The sequence below is a fragment of the Rhodobacter xanthinilyticus genome (genome assembly GCF_001856665.1).
Lineage (GTDB): Bacteria > Pseudomonadota > Alphaproteobacteria > Rhodobacterales > Rhodobacteraceae > Rhodobacter > Rhodobacter xanthinilyticus.
Genome location: NZ_CP017781.1, coordinates 3,225,765 through 3,240,903, shown reverse-complemented (window position 1 = coordinate 3,240,903; position 15,139 = coordinate 3,225,765). Strand labels below are relative to the sequence as shown.

The following is a 15,139-nucleotide window of genomic DNA, read 5'->3' as shown; positions in this document are numbered from 1 at the left end:
AACCGTGATACCGATCAAGGGTCGAACACGTGGGCAAATTCCTGTTTCGCTCCGCTGCGGAGTTGTCAATGTTAGACGCCGGAACCGTTTCAGGAGCGACAGATGGACAGCCGCGGTTACGTTGACATCGGAGCCCCAAGCTGGGAGCGTGAGCGCCCTCCGTCAGGATCTCACGGACCTGACGCCAGCCGCTTTGTACGGACGGGCGAAGGTGATCTGATTGAAATATGTGAGGTCAACTCGGATGACCGCTATGCACAAGGACCCTATAACTGCCTAGCCTGTGGCCATCTGATGGTACCTGCCCTAGGTCGCACACGGAAGCACCATTTCAAGCATAAAGCGGGCCGTCCGGCTGACTGCCACAACGAGACTTACCTGCATCAGCTTGCTAAGATGACGCTTTTTTCTGTCCTGAGCGAGGCCATTCGGACTGGTCAGCCATACTGGTTAACTCGGGACCATCCGGTCGTCTGTTCCTACTATGAGGAAGCATTTGGATTGTCATGCACGGCGAAAAGCGCGCCCTATCGGACGGACCTTACGACGATGTTTGATCAGGTCGCGGTGGAGGCGGGGGTGGATGGCTTCATAGCCGACATCCTGCTGTCCTCAAGCAAGTCCGACGCTCGCATGCTCCTTGAGATCGCAGTGACCCATCCCTGCGATGAGACCAAAATATCAAGCGGCCTTCCGATCATCGAAATTGACATTCAAAACGAGGATGCGGCCAACCGCTTGCGGGATGGCATCGATGCTGCTCTTCGACATACTCGGTGCCACAATTTTCCAAGCCCAGATACAGCGCCGCATCTGTGCACGATTCCCTGCTCGGCGAATGGACTTGCGCTTCTGCTCTATAAAAGCGGGAAAGCCTGGTATTCGGAATTGGGGGTCGGAACACGGGACGAGGAGCAGATCCTCTCCGATCCGCACCTCATAGCCCATGCTATTGTCGATATTAGGCTTGGGTATCCGACAAGGTCGTGGAAAATGGTTCGGGATCATCTGGGTGCTTTCCTGGTCCAGCAAGCCTTTGAGAATGGTCGCACTATCAGGTCTTGCTTGGTTTGCCGGAACAACGGTGGGCGAGTGAACAAACACGACGCCTATTGCATGGCCAAAGACCGCAAGGTCTGGATGTCATCCAGTGCGATCGGGTGTACAGATTATGATCCGGCTGGGGATCGCGACGAAGCAATACATGTACTGGGCAGCTTGGGCGGTTCTTGATTGGGCAAGCATCTGGGCGTTGAGGACACACGCTGCAAAGCATGTGTCTTGATGCAGGCAATCGTGCTTTTCAGGGCTATAATTGCGTCCGCTTACGACTTGGGAAAAGACCTCCTTTGTATTCTTGTACCAATGACCAGTGCTGAACTTGTCTGACGGCTGTCCCAACACATACGACATTGCAGATGCCGCAACGAGAGGGAGAGGTGGGGGGCGGGTCTCCTGACGGGTTGGAGGCCGGAGAGAGAGGCTCCCCGGCGCCCGTCATGGAGTTGAGACCATGGCCTCTGCCATTCACAAGATCACGCTGTCGTCCTCGCGCGACATTCCTTTCAACAAGCTGGTGCTGAGCCAGGCGAACGTCCGGCGCGTCAAGGCCGGGGTCTCGGTCGAGGAACTGGCCGAGTCGATCGCCCGGCGCGGGCTGATCCAGTCCCTGCATGTCCGGCCCGTCCTTGACGCCGATGGTCAGGAAACCGGCCTCTTCGAGGTGCCTGCAGGCGGGCGCCGCTTCCGGGCGCTGGAGCTTCTGGTCAGGCAAAAGCGCCTCGCCAAGACCGCGCCCGTGCCCTGCGTCCTGTCCGAGGCGCAGACCGGCATCCTGATCGACGAGCTGTCGCTGGCCGAGAACATCGAGCGTGCACCGCTGCATCCGCTCGATCAGTTCCGCGCCTTCCAGGCCATGCGCGACAAGGGCATGACCGAGGACGCGATCGCCGCGGCCTTCTTCGTGGATGCCAAGGTGGTGAAGCAGCGCCTGCGCCTCGCGTCGGTCTCGCCCGCGCTGCTCGATGTCTATGCCGATGACGGCATGACGCTCGAGCAACTAATGGCCTTCACGGTCTCGGAGGATCACGCCCGGCAGGAGCAAGTCTGGGAGGCGATCCGGAACGGCTGGCAGAAGGAGCCCTATCACATCCGCCGCCTTCTGACCGAAACCACGGTGCGCGCCTCGGACAAGCGGGCCCTGTTCGTCGGCATCGACGCGTACGAAGCGGCGGGCGGCTCTGTCCTGCGCGATCTGTTCCAGCAGGACGACGGCGGTTGGCTGCAGGACTCGGTCCTGCTCGACCGTCTCGTCGGCGAGAAGCTGAAGGCCGAGGCCGAGACCATTGCCGCCGAGGGCTGGAAGTGGATCGAGGTCGCCGTGAACTTCCCCTACGGCCATCTGCAGGGGCTGCGGCAACTGGCGGGAACGACGGTCGACCTGACAGATGATGAGCGCGCGACGCGCGAGGCGCTGCGCGACGAATACGACCGGCTGGAAGCCGAGTATGCCGAGGCGGAGGAGCTGCCCGATGACATCGACCAGCGGCTCGGCGAAATCGAGGCGGCGCTCGAGGCCTTCGACAGCCGCCCGATGGTTTATGCCCCCGGTCAGATGGCAAAGGCGGGTGCCTTTGTCAGCATCGACTCCGACGGTCGGCTGCGCGTCGAGCGAGGGTATGTCCGGCCCGAGGACGAGACGGTCGCGGAACCCGAGGGTGAGGAGGCCGATGGGGCAGAGGGGTATTTGCCCGCAGGGGCTGAACCAAGCCAGCCGACGCGGGCTGTCATCACCATCGGCGGCGCGGCCGTGGAGGGCGACGACGAAGAGGATGGGGCGGACGCGATCCGGCCCTTGCCGGATCGGCTTGTTACCGAACTGACCGCCCATCGCACCCTCGCCTTGCGGGATGCCGTGGCGAAATCCCCGCATGTCGCCCTGACCGCGCTTCTGCATCGGCTGGTCTCGGACAGCTTCCTTCGGCAGTCGGGAAGGGGCTGCCTCGAGGCGCAGGTCCGCGAGGTGCATTTCCCGGCGCAGGCCGAGGATCTGCGCGACAGCGCCTCGGCGCTTGCGATCGCCGAGCGGCATGAGCGCTGGGGCGAGCACGTGCCGGCCGACGATGCGGCGCTGTGGGACTGGCTCAACGCCCTCGACGACGCATCGCGTTTGGAGCTTCTGGCGCATTGCGTGAGCTTCGGGGTCAACGCGCTCTACGAGAAACCGAACCCCTATGGCGGCATGGGGGTGAGCCAGCACGGGCTGGCGCAGCGCTTTGCGCAGGCTGATCGTCTGGCGCAGGCGACGGGCCTCGACATGGTCGCGGCGGGCTGGCGGCCGACGGCCGGGAACTACCTCGGCCGGGTAAGCAAGCCGCGCATCATCGAGGCGGTGCGGGAAGGTGCGGGCGACCGCTCGGCCGATCTGATCGCGCACCTGAAGAAGGGCGAGATGGCCAAGGAGGCCGAGCGCCTGCTGGCGGATACCGGCTGGTTGCCGGAGCCGCTTCGCCAGACGCTTCCGGATGCGGGCGCCGATGTCGACACAGCGTCTGGGTCCGAGGGCGAAGACCTGCCCGACTTTCTCGCGGGTGAGGACGATGCACCGGCCGAAGATGAGGATGAGACGCAGCCCCCCGTTGCTGCCGAGTGATCACCCTGGGGCGGCGAAGGTCGCCCCATCTTGCCCGATCATCATTTCCGGGCCCGGCCATGTGCCGGGCCTTTCCGCTTTTGGAGACCCCGTGCCCCCTCTCATCGATATCGACAAGATCTTCCGCGAGGATCGCACCAACCCGATGGCCGAGCGATCGCTGCCTTGGGAAGAGACATGCGACGGGATCACCGTCGTCGTGGAACCGAAGCCGCACTGGGCCGAAGACCTGCGCGCCTTCCGTCTGGAGGCGCGCGAGTATTGCCGTTACGCCGACTGGCTGCACCATGGCGCAAGGGCTCGGTTCTTTGGTCATGCAGACCTGTCCGGCGACGAGGTCATGCTGAAGGCGCGTGCCATGGTCGCGCGCGAGGTCGCGGAGGGGCTCTGGGACTGAGCCTGCTGACGCCGTCGGCCGAACTAAGGCGTGGCTGAATTGCAGGGCGCTGATCAAGCCTCAGTTTCACCCTGCCTCTCGACCCGCATTCTGGCGTCGGGATCGGGTCCGAAATCACCGGCCCACGGTTCTGCTTGAATCGTCTTGCTGGGCGTCAAGGCTGGCTCGGCAGGGCATCTGCGACGGGTATCCGGCTGCGGGTCCGTGGCAGAGACCATCCCCGCTTCCATGCGCTGACCTTGGTCTGATCCGTCTCTTGGGCATTCAACCCCAGAGGGGTCGGCTTACGCGCGCGTGCCGCCCTCGGCGTTCAGGGATGTGAACGCGCGAGGGTGAGTGCAGATCCGGTCAGACACGTCGGGCGCCTGTCGCGCGGGGGATGGTCCCCCGCCTCCAAGACACGAGCCGGAACCCATGTCCTACGCAGATGCCATCGCCTTCGCCGCCAGCCTCGCCGCCACATTGCTCGTGTCGATTGTCGTGTTCGAGGCCGGTGACGGCACCCATGGCGCCATGCCCGCCGATGAATTCGACGGCGAGGAGAGCATGGTGAAACTGGAGCTTGATCCCTGGGCCTGAGGCGCGGCCGCGCCTCACTCCCCCGACCCGGACCCGCATGCGGGTTCCGGGTTTTTCCGCTGCCATGGCAGCGCGTCGGCACGCGTGAGGCCGGCGCCGCAGCCCCCGGCAGAGAGGAAGAGGGCGGGCCTTTGGGCCGTGACGGGTGCGAGGTGGAGGAGAGGCCTCCGCCGCCCGTCGCGGAGTGATCCCGATGATCCTTTCCCGACAGGGCGGTTTCCGCCCCATCGGCCAGATCCTGGCCCATGACCTCCTTCCCGCGCTGCAGGGCGCGCGGAGGTTGCCGCTGCGCGTCTCCTGCCTCGGCCGCATCAGCCCTGACGAGGCCGAGGCGACCCAGGAGCAGTGTCTTGCCCTCAAGGAGGTCACCTGTGCCGAAGAGGCCATGCGCCTTGCTGCCCTGATCGTGTCCAAGGGCGATTATCCGGGTGCGGTCGCTCTTTCCGAGTTTCAGCCGCGTCTCGCGGTCATCGAGGATCGCGCGCATGGCCTCGTCCTCGCCGGAGCGATCCGCGCCGATGTCATCCTCTGGCAGCCGCCCGTCGCCTCGGACGCCGAGGCGCGCCGGATCGTGACCGAGGCGAGCCGCCTGCGCGGCCAGGCCTTCGCCGCCGAGGGGCGCGGAGATCGCGAAACCGCCAGCACCATCCGGTCCCGGGCCAGCCTTCTCGAGGCGCGGCTGGTCGATCCCTTCTGGCGGGCCACCGCGGCGGCGCTGCTCAGCCTGCCGCAGGCCGCCTGACGGTCTTCTCCTTTCCCCAGCACTGGCCCGGTCACTCCCCCGGGCCTTCTTCCATCCGGAGGCTGTCATGGCTGACTACTTCATCCACTTTTCCTGCTTGCTTGACGTGGGTACTCCCGAGAATGCCGCCCGCGCACTCGATCTCTACACGGCCTTGTCGCAAGAAAACGCGGCGGAGGATCCCCCCTCGGACGGGTTCGCGCTGTCGATCCAGCCCGAGCACGGCGGCACGATGCTCTGGATGCGTGACGAGGGCACCGGCGATCCCGCGCAGGTCATCGCCTTCGTGAAACGCTGCGCCGCGACCTTCGGTCTGATCGGCCGATGGGGTCTGCAATATGCGACAACCTGCTCGAGGCCCCGGGTCGACGGGTTCGGCGGCGGGGCGCATGTCATCGACCTCGCGACCGGCGAGACTGTCGACTGGATCTCCACCGATGGCTGGCTGTCGGCCCTGCTGACGGGAGGTGCCGGCCATGCCTGAAGTGATCGAAACCACGGTCTATCGCCTCGATGAGCTGTCCGAGGCGGCGAAGGAAAAGGCCCGCGCCTGGTATCGCGAGGGCGGCTTCGATTACGACTGGTACGATGCCGTCTACGAGGATTTCCAGAGTATCGCCGAAATCCTCGGCATCCGCTTCCGCACCCGGACCGTCCGTCTGATGGGGGGCGGCCCGCGGCAGGACCCCTGCATCTGGTTCCGGGGCTTCTGGTCGCAAGGCGACGGCGCCTGCTACGAAGGGGTCTGGCGATACGCCAGTGGGGCAGCGGCCCGTCTGCGAGCCCATGCCCCTCAGGACGCCGTGCTGCACGGCATCGCGGACCGGCTGCAGGCGATCCAGCGGCGCAACTTCTTCCAGCTGCGCGCCGAGATCACCCATCACGGGCATTACTCCCACGAATACAGCATGCGCATCAGTGTCGAACGCGACAGCCCGACCGAACAGGACATGACGCCCGATGCCGGGGACATCGTCACCGAGGCGCTGCGGGACCTCGCCCGCTGGCTCTACCGGCAGCTCGAGCGGGAATACGAGTATCTGACCTCGGACGAGGCGGTCGACGAGAGCCTGCGCGCCAATGACTATACCTTCACCGAAGCCGGTCGCCGCTTCGGTTGACCCGAAAGCGCCCCACCGCGAGGTCGGGGCGCTTCTTCTTTTGCGGCGCGTGCGAGAGGGAGAGGGGGCCGCGACAGGGCGGATCCGGGCGGGGGAGAGAGCGCCGTCCGGAACCTTGCCCGTCCCGCTCTCCCGAGGTCATCCGACATGAACAGCCTTTCCCCCGCGGCCGGTCCGGCCGCATCGATTTCGCCTGCTACGGCCATCCTGGTCGCTGCCCGGCTTCTGCTTCCCCATCTCGAGCGGGGCACACGGATCGACGCTGCGATCCTGCGCGCGGCCATGGAAACCGCCTTCGGGGCCTCGGACGCCTCCGGCGTCTGGGACTGGAAATCCGCCTATGAGGCCTGCGAGGTCGCCACGGTCCTGTTCCTGCGCAAGTATGGCCCTGCGCTGTTCCGCAAGGCCGTCAGCATGGAGGCCCGTCTGGCGCAGCTCACGAAAATCAAGGCCCTGATGCCCACCCAGACCCGCCGCTCGGAGGACAGCCAGAGTTTTCAGCAGTTCAGCACACCGATCCCGCTCGGCCTTGCGGCGCTGGCTGCGGCTCGCATCACCCCGGCGGATGTCTTGCTTGAACCCTCGGCAGGAACCGGCCTGATGGCCATACTCGCCGAAACACTGGGCGGTAGACTGATCCTCAACGAACTCGCGGCGACGCGCGCCGATCTCCTCTCCGCCCTCTTTCCGGCCGCGATCCTCTCGCGCGTCGATGCGGCACAGATCGATGACTATCTGGATGCGGGGCTTGTGCCCTCCGTCGTCGTGATGAACCCGCCGTTCTCGGCCTTGGCCCATGTCGCCGGGCGCAACACGGAGGCCGCCTTCCGACACGTCGCCTCGGCGCTGGCGCGTCTTGCGCCCGGCGGGCGGCTGGTCGCTATCACCGGGTCGGGTTTCGGGTCCGAGGCTCCGAACTGGCGCGAGGCCTTCATCCGGCTGCAGGCGAGCGGTCGGGTGGTCTTCTCCGCCGCGATCGACGGGTCGGTCTATGCGCGGCATGGCACGACGATCGAGACACGGCTGACCGTGATCGACAAGCAGCCCGCCGAGAACCCTGCCGCCTGTCCGGCCTCGCCGGGCACTGCGCCGGATGTGGCAACGCTTCTCCAATGGATCGCGACGCAAGTGCCCGAACGTCTGCCGGTGTCCCTGCCGCAGGCGACCGCTCCAGTTGGCCGCTCCCTGTCGTCGCCAGTCCGCGGGGCGTGTGGTCGGGCGCTCCGCCCGACACGTCCCGTGCCGACGCAAGGCAGGGACCCCGAAGCTGTCGAGCTTGCCTACGACGCCATCGAATGGACGCCGCCCGAAGGTGGACGCCTGTCCGATGCCATCTACGAGCCCTATGCGCTGCAAGCGATCCGGATCCCCGGCGCGGAACCGCATCCGACCCGGCTGGTGCAATCGGCCGCCATGGCCTCGGTCGCCCCGCCGCGCCCGACCTATCGGCCCCTGTTGCCCTCCGACATCCGCGCCCGCCTGTCCGAGGCGCAGCTCGAGACCGTGATCTATGCGGGCGAGGCCCATGCCGGTCATCTGACCGGGTTTTGGACGGTCGATGCCACCTTCGACACGGTGAGTGCTGCCCGGGATGCCGCCGAGGGAGCAGTCCAGTTCCGGCGCGGCTTCATGTTGGGCGACGGCACCGGGGCAGGGAAGGGGCGGCAATCGGCCGGGATCCTCCTCGACAACTGGCTGCGCGGGCGGCGCAAGGCCCTCTGGATCAGCAAATCCGATAAGCTGATCGAGGATGCGCAGCGCGACTGGCAAGCGCTCGGCCAGGAGCGGCTTCTGATCACGCCACTTGCGCGCTTTGCCCAGGGCAAGCCGATCACGCTGGCCGAAGGCATCCTGTTCACCACCTATGCCACGCTGCGCTCCGACGATCGGGGTGAGAAGGTTTCGCGGGTGCGCCAGATCGTCGATTGGTTGGGCCGCGACTTCGACGGGGTCATCATCTTCGACGAGAGCCATGCCATGCAGAATGCCGGGGGCGGGAAGGGCGAACGCGGCGATGTCGCCGCCTCACAGCAAGGCCGGGCGGGGCTTCGGCTGCAGCATGCGCTGCCCGAGGCGCGCATCGTCTATGTCTCGGCCACCGGGGCGACGGCTGTGCACAACCTCGCCTATGCGCAGCGCCTCGGGCTCTGGGGTGGCGAGGATTTCCCCTTCGCCACCCGCGCCGAATTCGTCGCGGCCATCGAGGCGGGCGGCGTGGCGGCCATGGAGGTTCTGGCCCGCGACCTGCGGGCGCTCGGCCTCTATACCGCGCGGTCCCTGTCCTACGAGGGCGTGGAATACGACCTTCTGGAACATCCGCTCAGCCCGGAGCAGCGCCGCATCTACGATGCCTATGCCGGGGCTTTTGCCGTCATTCACAACAACCTCGATGCGGCGATGGAGGCGGCCAACATCACCGGGCGCGAGGGAACACTGAACCGGCAGGCGAAATCCGCCGCCCGCTCGGCCTTCGAAAGCACCAAGCAGCGGTTCTTCGGCCATCTCCTGACCTCGATGAAGACCCCGACGCTTCTGCGGGCAATTGAAGGGGACCTTGCGGCGGGCCATGCCAGCGTCGTGCAGATCGTCTCCACCGGCGAGGCGCTGATGGAACGGCGTTTGGCAGAGATCCCGACCGAGGAGTGGAATGACCTGAATACGGATTTGTCGCCGCGTGAGCATGTCCTGTCCTACTTGCAGCATTCCTTCCCGGTTCAGCTGCATGAGCCCTTCACCGACGGGGAGGGCAACCTCTCGTCGCGCCCTGTGTTCCGCGATGGCCAGCCCGTGGAATGCCGCGAAGCCGTTGCCCGGCGCGACGCCCTGATCGAACAGCTTGCGGGTCTCCCGGCGGTGCCGGGCGCGCTCGACCAGATCATCCAGCATTTCGGGACGGATCAGGTCGCCGAGGTGACGGGACGGTCCCGGCGGATCACCCGCAAGGGCGAGGGGCGGGATGCGCGCCTGGCCGTCGAGAACCGCGCCGCTTCGGCCAACCTGGCCGAGACCGCAGCCTTCATGGAGGACCGCAAGCGGATCCTCGTGTTCAGCGATGCGGGCGGCACGGGGCGGAGCTACCACGCCGATCTTGGCGCGAGGAACCAGCGGTTGCGGGTCCATTACCTGCTGGAGCCGGGCTGGAAGGCCGATGCGGCGATCCAGGGCCTTGGCCGCACGAACCGGACCAATCAGGCGCAGCCGCCGCTCTTCCGGCCCATTGCGAGTGATGTGAAGGCCGAGAAACGCTTCCTCTCGACCATCGCCCGCCGCCTCGACACGCTGGGCGCGATCACCCGCGGCCAGCGCCAGACCGGCGGACAGGGCCTGTTCCGGCCCGAGGACAATCTGGAATCGGCCTATGCCCGCGATGCGCTGCGCCAGCTCTACCAGCTGATCGTAAAGGGCAAGGTGGAGGGCTGCACGCTCGAGGCTTTTGAGGCCGCGACCGGGCTGAAGCTGATGGATGCGACAGGCCTCAAGGACGATCTGCCGCCGATCGCCACCTTCCTCAACCGTCTGCTGGCCCTGCCTATCGCGTTGCAGGGCACTCTTTTCGCCGCCTTCGAGCAGCTTCTTGAGGCGCGGATCGCGGGGGCCATGGCCTCGGGCAGCTACGACATGGGGCTCGAAACCCTGCGTGCCGAGAGCTTCCGGGTCATCGACCGCCAGGTGATCCACACCCATCCCGGCACCGGCGCCGAAACCCGGCTTCTGACCATTGCGGAACGCAGGCGGAACCAGCCTGTCACCCGCGAGGCGGCGCTGGCCGAACTCTCCGATCCGCGGGCGAGGCTCCTCATCAACGAACGCTCGGGCCGGGCTGCGGTGCAGATCCCGACGACCAGCATCATGCTCGACGATGGCGAGATCGAGCGCCGGGTGCGGCTGATCCGGCCCATGGAGGCGCAGGCGGTGCCCTTGCGCCTGATGGGCGAGACCCATTGGGTCGAGGCCGACGTGACCCGCTTTGGTGCGGCCTGGGATGCGGAATGCGCGGGCGTGCCGGAGTTCACCGAAAGCACGCTCCATATGGTGACGGGGCTTCTCTTGCCGATCTGGAAGCGCCTGCCACCGGACTCGACCCGCGTCTATCGCCTGCAGGCCGACGATGGCGAACGGATCATAGGCCGCCGCGTGTCGCCCGCTTGGGCCGCGACGGCCTTTGTCACCGGGACGGTGGCGAGCCTGACGCCCGAGGCCGCCCATGCCGCGCTGATGGAGGGGCGCACCATCCTTGATCTCGCCGAGGGGCTGCAACTCCGTCGCGCGCGGGTCATGGGTGTGCAGCGCATCGAGCTCTTGGGCTTCACCGAGGCGATGCGCGAGCGGCTGCGCGCCTATGGTCTCTTCACCGAGATCATCGCCTGGAAGCTGCGCTTCTTCGTGCCCGTCGACGCCAGCGGCATCGAGGTGCTCGGAAAGCTCTTTGCGCGGTTCCCGATCGAGCGGATCGGTGCGCGGGAGGCGGCCTGATGACCCGGCTCACCGCCACCGATCTGGCAGAGCGTCTTGGCCGACAGGCCGAGGCGGTCTGTCGTCACTACCTGTCGAATGGGCGCAAGCAGGGCAACTACTGGCTGGTCGGCGATGTGCGCAACACGCCGGGTCGGTCTATGTTCGTCCGGCTGACCGGCCGCGCATCGGGCAAGGGGGCCGCCGGAAAATGGGTCGATGCGGCCAGTTCCGAACATGGTGACCTTCTGGACGTCATCCGCGAAAGCCTCGGACTGATGGAGTTTGCCGAGATCGCTGAGGAAGCGCGCCGGTTTCTCAGCCTGCCGCAGGAGGTGCAAGCCGCACCGGGCTACCCTTCGCGGCACACCGCGGGACCATCCGGCTCGACAGGCGCGGCGCAACGGCTCTGGCGCATGGCCCGGCCCGTCGCGGGCAGCCTCGCCGAAACCTATCTGCGCGGGCGTGGCATCGCGGATCTGCAGAACGCCGATCCGTTGCGCTTTCTTCCCGATTGCTACTGGCGGCCCGAGAGCGGGGGGGCGACCGAGACCTGGCCCGCGCTGATTGCCGCCGTCACCGATCTCGAAGGGACGGTCACCGGCGCGCATCGTACCTGGCTTGCACGGGATGGCAGACAGAAGGCGCCTCTCGATCCGCCGCGCAAGGCCATGGGCACGCTTCTCGGGCACGGCGTCCGGTTCGGCCGCGCGCAGGATATCCTGGCAGCGGGCGAGGGCATCGAGACGGTCCTGTCGCTGCGCCAGGCCTTGCCCGGACTGCCGATGGTCGCAGCCCTGTCGGCAGGCCACCTGACAGCCGTCCTGTTCCCGGCGCAGCTGCGCAGGCTCTATGTCGTCTGCGACAACGATCCGGCAGGACGGATCGCGCGAGAGGCGCTGGTCGCCCGGGCCAACGAGGCCGGGGTCGAGGCGCTGGCACTCTCGCCGATGCTGGGGGATTTCAACGACGATCTCGTTGTTCGCGGGCGGGATGCGCTCCGGGCCTGGGTCCGGCCACAACTCGCCCCGGAGGACGTGAGCCGGTTCATGGGTCCGATGCAGGTGCCGTGACGGGGCAGGGGATCGGCCTGTGGCGAAAAGATCATGGGCGCGGGAGTGCAGCGTCATCGGGCAAGGGGACCGCGCCTCGGCCTTCGAGAGGGCGAGCGGCCCACAAGCGGCCCGGCCCGGCAATGGCGGCGCCCGACTGATTTCCGTCGGCGGGCATCCACCCCACGCGACAGGTCGCGCGGGGACCCCGGAAGGCCCGCCTTTACAGCGCGATCCAAATCAGCCGGGCTTGGCCATCAAGGCCCTCGCAAGGGGCTCGGGCTGCCTGACCGGTCCGCCCGTGGGCTTTCGTCGCCACGAAGGCCGCGACGGTCGCGGTCCAGCCCAAGGACGCCTCCCATGTATGCCCATGACGATTTCGACGCCGATCACAGCACCTCGCCCACGGGGCATGTCGTCGAAGCCCTTGAACTCTATGGCTACCGTCCCGCCGAGGACGAGGCCGACCCCCGGATCCCGCCCGAGGATGACGTCATCCGCACCGCGGTCGCCGATATCTTCGACGCCCTGATCTCCACCATGGCCGATACCAGCCTCGACTTCGACCTCGACGAGATCCTCTGGTCGACCGTCAACACCTTCCACCGCGCGGTCCTGCGGATCGAGGGCAAGCTTGATGACAATGAGCAGGCCCAGAAGCGGCTGCAGCGCGAACAGGATGGCTCCGAGGTCAAATCTGTCCAGCTCGAGACGCTGATCGCCATCGGGCAAGGCCTGCTCGATCGCCGCGACAGCCTCGAGCTCTTCTGCGAAACCGCCGCCGACATCTATCTGCGCACGCTCGGCACCCCCTGGTCGCCGCGCACCGGCTCCCGCGTCAACCACCGCCATATGACGGCGGCCATGATCGACAGCCGCGACTTTCTCGCCGCCAAACGCCGGGCCGATGCCGAGGTGCTGCTGCCCGCAGGGCCCAAGATCGCCTTCTCGGGCGGCGAGACCACCGACCATCGCCTGATCTGGGAAAAGCTCGATCAGGTCCATGCCAAGCACCCGGACATGGTCCTCCTGCATGGCGGATCGCCGAAAGGCGCAGAACGGATCGCCGCCACCTGGGCCAGCAATCGCAAGGTGCCCCAGGTCGCCTTCAAGCCCGACTGGACGAAACACGCCAAGGCCGCGCCCTTCAAGCGTAACGACCAGATGCTCGCGACGCTGCCGATCGGCGTCATCGTCTTCCCGGGCACCGGCATCCAGGACAATCTGGCGGACAAGGCCCGCAAGATGGGTATCCCTGTCATCCGCATCGGGACGGGCAGCGCGTAAGCGCTGCCAACGCCGTGACGTCCGACACTGTAGTTCGATGGACCCGCATCGGTGGGGTGCTTTCGACGATGCTTGGGCCTGCCGGACTGAAACCCCGGTATTCGGCTTCATGGCAAAGGTTGAGGTGATCAGCTCGGATGCCACCGCTGCATGGGGCGGATGCCGCCGATACAAGATACCTGAGGCTCGCGGCCGGCCCAAAACAATGCTATCTTTCTGCTCGCGCCGTGGTGGTGGTGGAGGCGCGACCGTCCAACCATTTGTGCGGAGCCACCCCCATGATTTTTCTTGGACTCCTCGTCTCTCTGGCGGCCATCGGCACGATGTGCTGGCTGCTGTTCAATCTCGCCGTCTTCGCGCTGCCGTTCTTTGCAGGCGTCACCCTCGGCACCTGGGCCTATGGGACCGGTGCCGGGTGGCTGGGCGCGACCGTTATCGGCCTTGCAGGCGCCGGGCTCGTGCTGGCCCTTGGTCAGGGCCTCCTGCTGGTCGTCCGTCCGCTCTGGGCGCGGCTTCTGATCGCGCTGGCCTTCGTTGCACCGGCTGGCGTGGCGGGGTTTCACGCTGTCTTGGGGATCACCCGGCTCCTGATGCCGTCTGAAGTCTGGCAGGTCGTCTTTGCCATCATCGGCGCGGTCGCGGTGGGCATCACGGCCTTTCTGCGGGTCGCAGGCATGGCGGCCCCCGGCGATGCGGGTGTGAGCCTGGTCCGCGGCTGAAGGTCGGGCAGGCAGGTGGGGTGACCAGAGCGAGGAGGCCCTGCCTGCCTGTCTCGTCGGGTTGGGGGGCTGAATCGGTTGCGTTCCTTCGGATCGTCGCGAGGCCCTGTTCTTGTCCTGTCCAGAGCGCGGGACGGGCAAGGCCGCATCGGCGGGCGGTTGCCGAACCCGTCTGGGGAGGCGGGGCCGGTGGCATGGTTCGGGTTGGACTTTGCGCAAGGCCTGGAAGGTGGAGACGGATCGTCGGTGTGTTTCCGTCCTGCCTGCCTTTGCGGTGGCCTGTCGCCAGTGTCTCCGTCTGCTCCCCGTGTCCAGACCGCTCCATACGGCCTCTTCAATGGCCTGATCTGGCCGAAGACCGGCTTCGCCTCGACCGCTTCGGCGCAACAGCGTCGTCACAACTTTCTTCCCCTGCCGGCCCGAAGGCCGCCATTCCTCGCGGGAGCAAGAAAGTTCCTCCTGTGCTGTCAGGCCCCCGCCGGGCGGGGGTGCGCCAGCGGTCGTCTCCGTCCTGTCGATCGCCATCGAGGCCGCAATGGTGCGGGCTCGGAAACGGAAAACGGAGACTTACCATGGCGACCATCGGCACCTTCAAGAAGACCGGCACGAACGAATTCACCGGCGACATCGTCACCCTCAGCGTCCAGGCCAAGGGCGTGCGCATCGTCCCTGACCAGCGCGCCACCGGCGAGAACGCCCCCAGCCACCGGGTTCTGGTCGGCCGCGCCGAGATCGGCGCCGCCTGGTCCAAGCGCTCGAACGAGGGCCGCGACTATCTGGGCCTCAAGCTCGACGATCCGAGCTTCACCGCCCCGATCTACGCCAACCTCTTCGACGACGAGGACGGCGAGGGCTTCTCGCTGATCTGGTCCCGCCCCAACGGCCGCCGCGCCGACTGACGCGGACCACAAGGCCCCGGTCGCAAGACCGGGGCCTTTTCCATGCCCGCCGCGAAAGGCGATGCCCACCGCGACCGCGCCGGGACCACCGCGTGACCTGCAGGGGTCGGCGCTGGCGGCGAATCGCGGGAATTCACAAAGGGATAGCCCGCTCTGCGAAACCTCAGTTTCCAGTGGCGGATTGGACTAGAGCGACTAAAATAGTCGTAGTTCTGGAATGCGCGCCGGTCGCGATGGGA

At 66.6% G+C, this 15,139-nt stretch carries 12 protein-coding genes; all 12 read left to right on the top strand.

The genetic code is table 11. The features are described from left to right. The first annotated feature begins 102 nt into the window (after positions 1 to 102). The 12 genes from LPB142_RS19450 to LPB142_RS15705 all read left to right on the top strand — a co-directional run bounded on the left by LPB142_RS19450 (position 103) and on the right by LPB142_RS15705 (position 14,900). Complete coding sequence (locus LPB142_RS19450; protein ID WP_198037844.1) at positions 103 to 1,233, top strand: competence protein CoiA family protein; 1,131 nt, start codon at positions 103 to 105, stop codon at positions 1,231 to 1,233. 280 nt (positions 1,234 to 1,513) lie between these two features. Beyond that, on the top strand, positions 1,514 to 3,652 hold the full coding sequence (locus LPB142_RS15750; RefSeq protein ID WP_071166942.1) for a ParB/RepB/Spo0J family partition protein: 2,139 nt from the start codon (positions 1,514 to 1,516) through the stop codon (positions 3,650 to 3,652). 91 nt (positions 3,653 to 3,743) lie between these two features. Next, positions 3,744 to 4,049 (top strand): hypothetical protein, encoded by a 306-nt coding sequence (locus tag LPB142_RS15745; RefSeq protein ID WP_156894396.1) that lies wholly within the window; start codon positions 3,744 to 3,746, stop codon positions 4,047 to 4,049. A 414-nt stretch (positions 4,050 to 4,463) separates the two neighbouring features. Then, positions 4,464 to 4,628 carry a hypothetical protein gene (locus LPB142_RS19160; protein ID WP_107325957.1) on the top strand — a complete coding sequence of 55 codons (165 nt, stop codon included), beginning with the start codon at positions 4,464 to 4,466 and terminating at the stop codon, positions 4,626 to 4,628. A gap of 193 nt (positions 4,629 to 4,821) precedes the next feature. Next, positions 4,822 to 5,370: a hypothetical protein gene (locus LPB142_RS15740; RefSeq protein ID WP_071166941.1), complete on the top strand. Its 549-nt coding sequence runs from the start codon at positions 4,822 to 4,824 to the stop codon at positions 5,368 to 5,370. 67 nt (positions 5,371 to 5,437) lie between these two features. Next, the gene (locus LPB142_RS15735; protein WP_071166940.1) at positions 5,438 to 5,854 is read left to right on the top strand and encodes a hypothetical protein; all 417 of its coding nucleotides are present in this window, start codon (positions 5,438 to 5,440) and stop codon (positions 5,852 to 5,854) included. Further along, the gene (locus LPB142_RS15730) at positions 5,847 to 6,491 is read left to right on the top strand and encodes an antitoxin of toxin-antitoxin stability system (protein WP_071167284.1); all 645 of its coding nucleotides are present in this window, start codon (positions 5,847 to 5,849) and stop codon (positions 6,489 to 6,491) included. The genes LPB142_RS15735 and LPB142_RS15730 overlap by 8 nt, the downstream gene beginning before the upstream one ends. A gap of 147 nt (positions 6,492 to 6,638) precedes the next feature. Then, a complete protein-coding gene (locus LPB142_RS15725) occupies positions 6,639 to 10,964 on the top strand; it encodes a strawberry notch family protein (protein WP_071166939.1) in 4,326 nt (1,441 codons plus the stop codon). Beyond that, a complete protein-coding gene (locus tag LPB142_RS15720) occupies positions 10,964 to 12,016 on the top strand; it encodes a DUF7146 domain-containing protein (protein ID WP_071166938.1) in 1,053 nt (350 codons plus the stop codon). The genes LPB142_RS15725 and LPB142_RS15720 overlap by 1 nt, the downstream gene beginning before the upstream one ends. A 339-nt stretch (positions 12,017 to 12,355) precedes the next feature. Beyond that, entirely contained in the window at positions 12,356 to 13,282 is a 927-nt protein-coding gene (locus tag LPB142_RS15715) for a DUF2493 domain-containing protein (RefSeq protein ID WP_071166937.1), read from the top strand. Positions 13,283 to 13,560: 278 nt separating this feature from the next. Then, entirely contained in the window at positions 13,561 to 14,001 is a 441-nt protein-coding gene (locus LPB142_RS15710) for a hypothetical protein (RefSeq protein WP_071166936.1), read from the top strand. A 572-nt stretch (positions 14,002 to 14,573) separates the two neighbouring features. After that, entirely contained in the window at positions 14,574 to 14,900 is a 327-nt protein-coding gene (locus LPB142_RS15705; protein WP_058096062.1) for a DUF736 domain-containing protein, read from the top strand. The last annotated feature ends 239 nt before the right edge of the window (positions 14,901 to 15,139 follow it).

Coding starts and splice junctions, on each gene's coding strand:
- LPB142_RS19450 (WP_198037844.1), top strand. CDS start 103: ATGGACAGCCGCGGTTACGTTGACATCGGAGCCCCAAGCTGGGAGCGT.
- LPB142_RS15750 (WP_071166942.1), top strand. CDS start 1,514: ATGGCCTCTGCCATTCACAAGATCACGCTGTCGTCCTCGCGCGACATT.
- LPB142_RS19160 (WP_107325957.1), top strand. CDS start 4,464: ATGTCCTACGCAGATGCCATCGCCTTCGCCGCCAGCCTCGCCGCCACA.
- LPB142_RS15740 (WP_071166941.1), top strand. CDS start 4,822: ATGATCCTTTCCCGACAGGGCGGTTTCCGCCCCATCGGCCAGATCCTG.
- LPB142_RS15735 (WP_071166940.1), top strand. CDS start 5,438: ATGGCTGACTACTTCATCCACTTTTCCTGCTTGCTTGACGTGGGTACT.
- LPB142_RS15730 (WP_071167284.1), top strand. CDS start 5,847: ATGCCTGAAGTGATCGAAACCACGGTCTATCGCCTCGATGAGCTGTCC.
- LPB142_RS15725 (WP_071166939.1), top strand. CDS start 6,639: ATGAACAGCCTTTCCCCCGCGGCCGGTCCGGCCGCATCGATTTCGCCT.
- LPB142_RS15720 (WP_071166938.1), top strand. CDS start 10,964: ATGACCCGGCTCACCGCCACCGATCTGGCAGAGCGTCTTGGCCGACAG.
- LPB142_RS15715 (WP_071166937.1), top strand. CDS start 12,356: ATGTATGCCCATGACGATTTCGACGCCGATCACAGCACCTCGCCCACG.
- LPB142_RS15710 (WP_071166936.1), top strand. CDS start 13,561: ATGATTTTTCTTGGACTCCTCGTCTCTCTGGCGGCCATCGGCACGATG.
- LPB142_RS15705 (WP_058096062.1), top strand. CDS start 14,574: ATGGCGACCATCGGCACCTTCAAGAAGACCGGCACGAACGAATTCACC.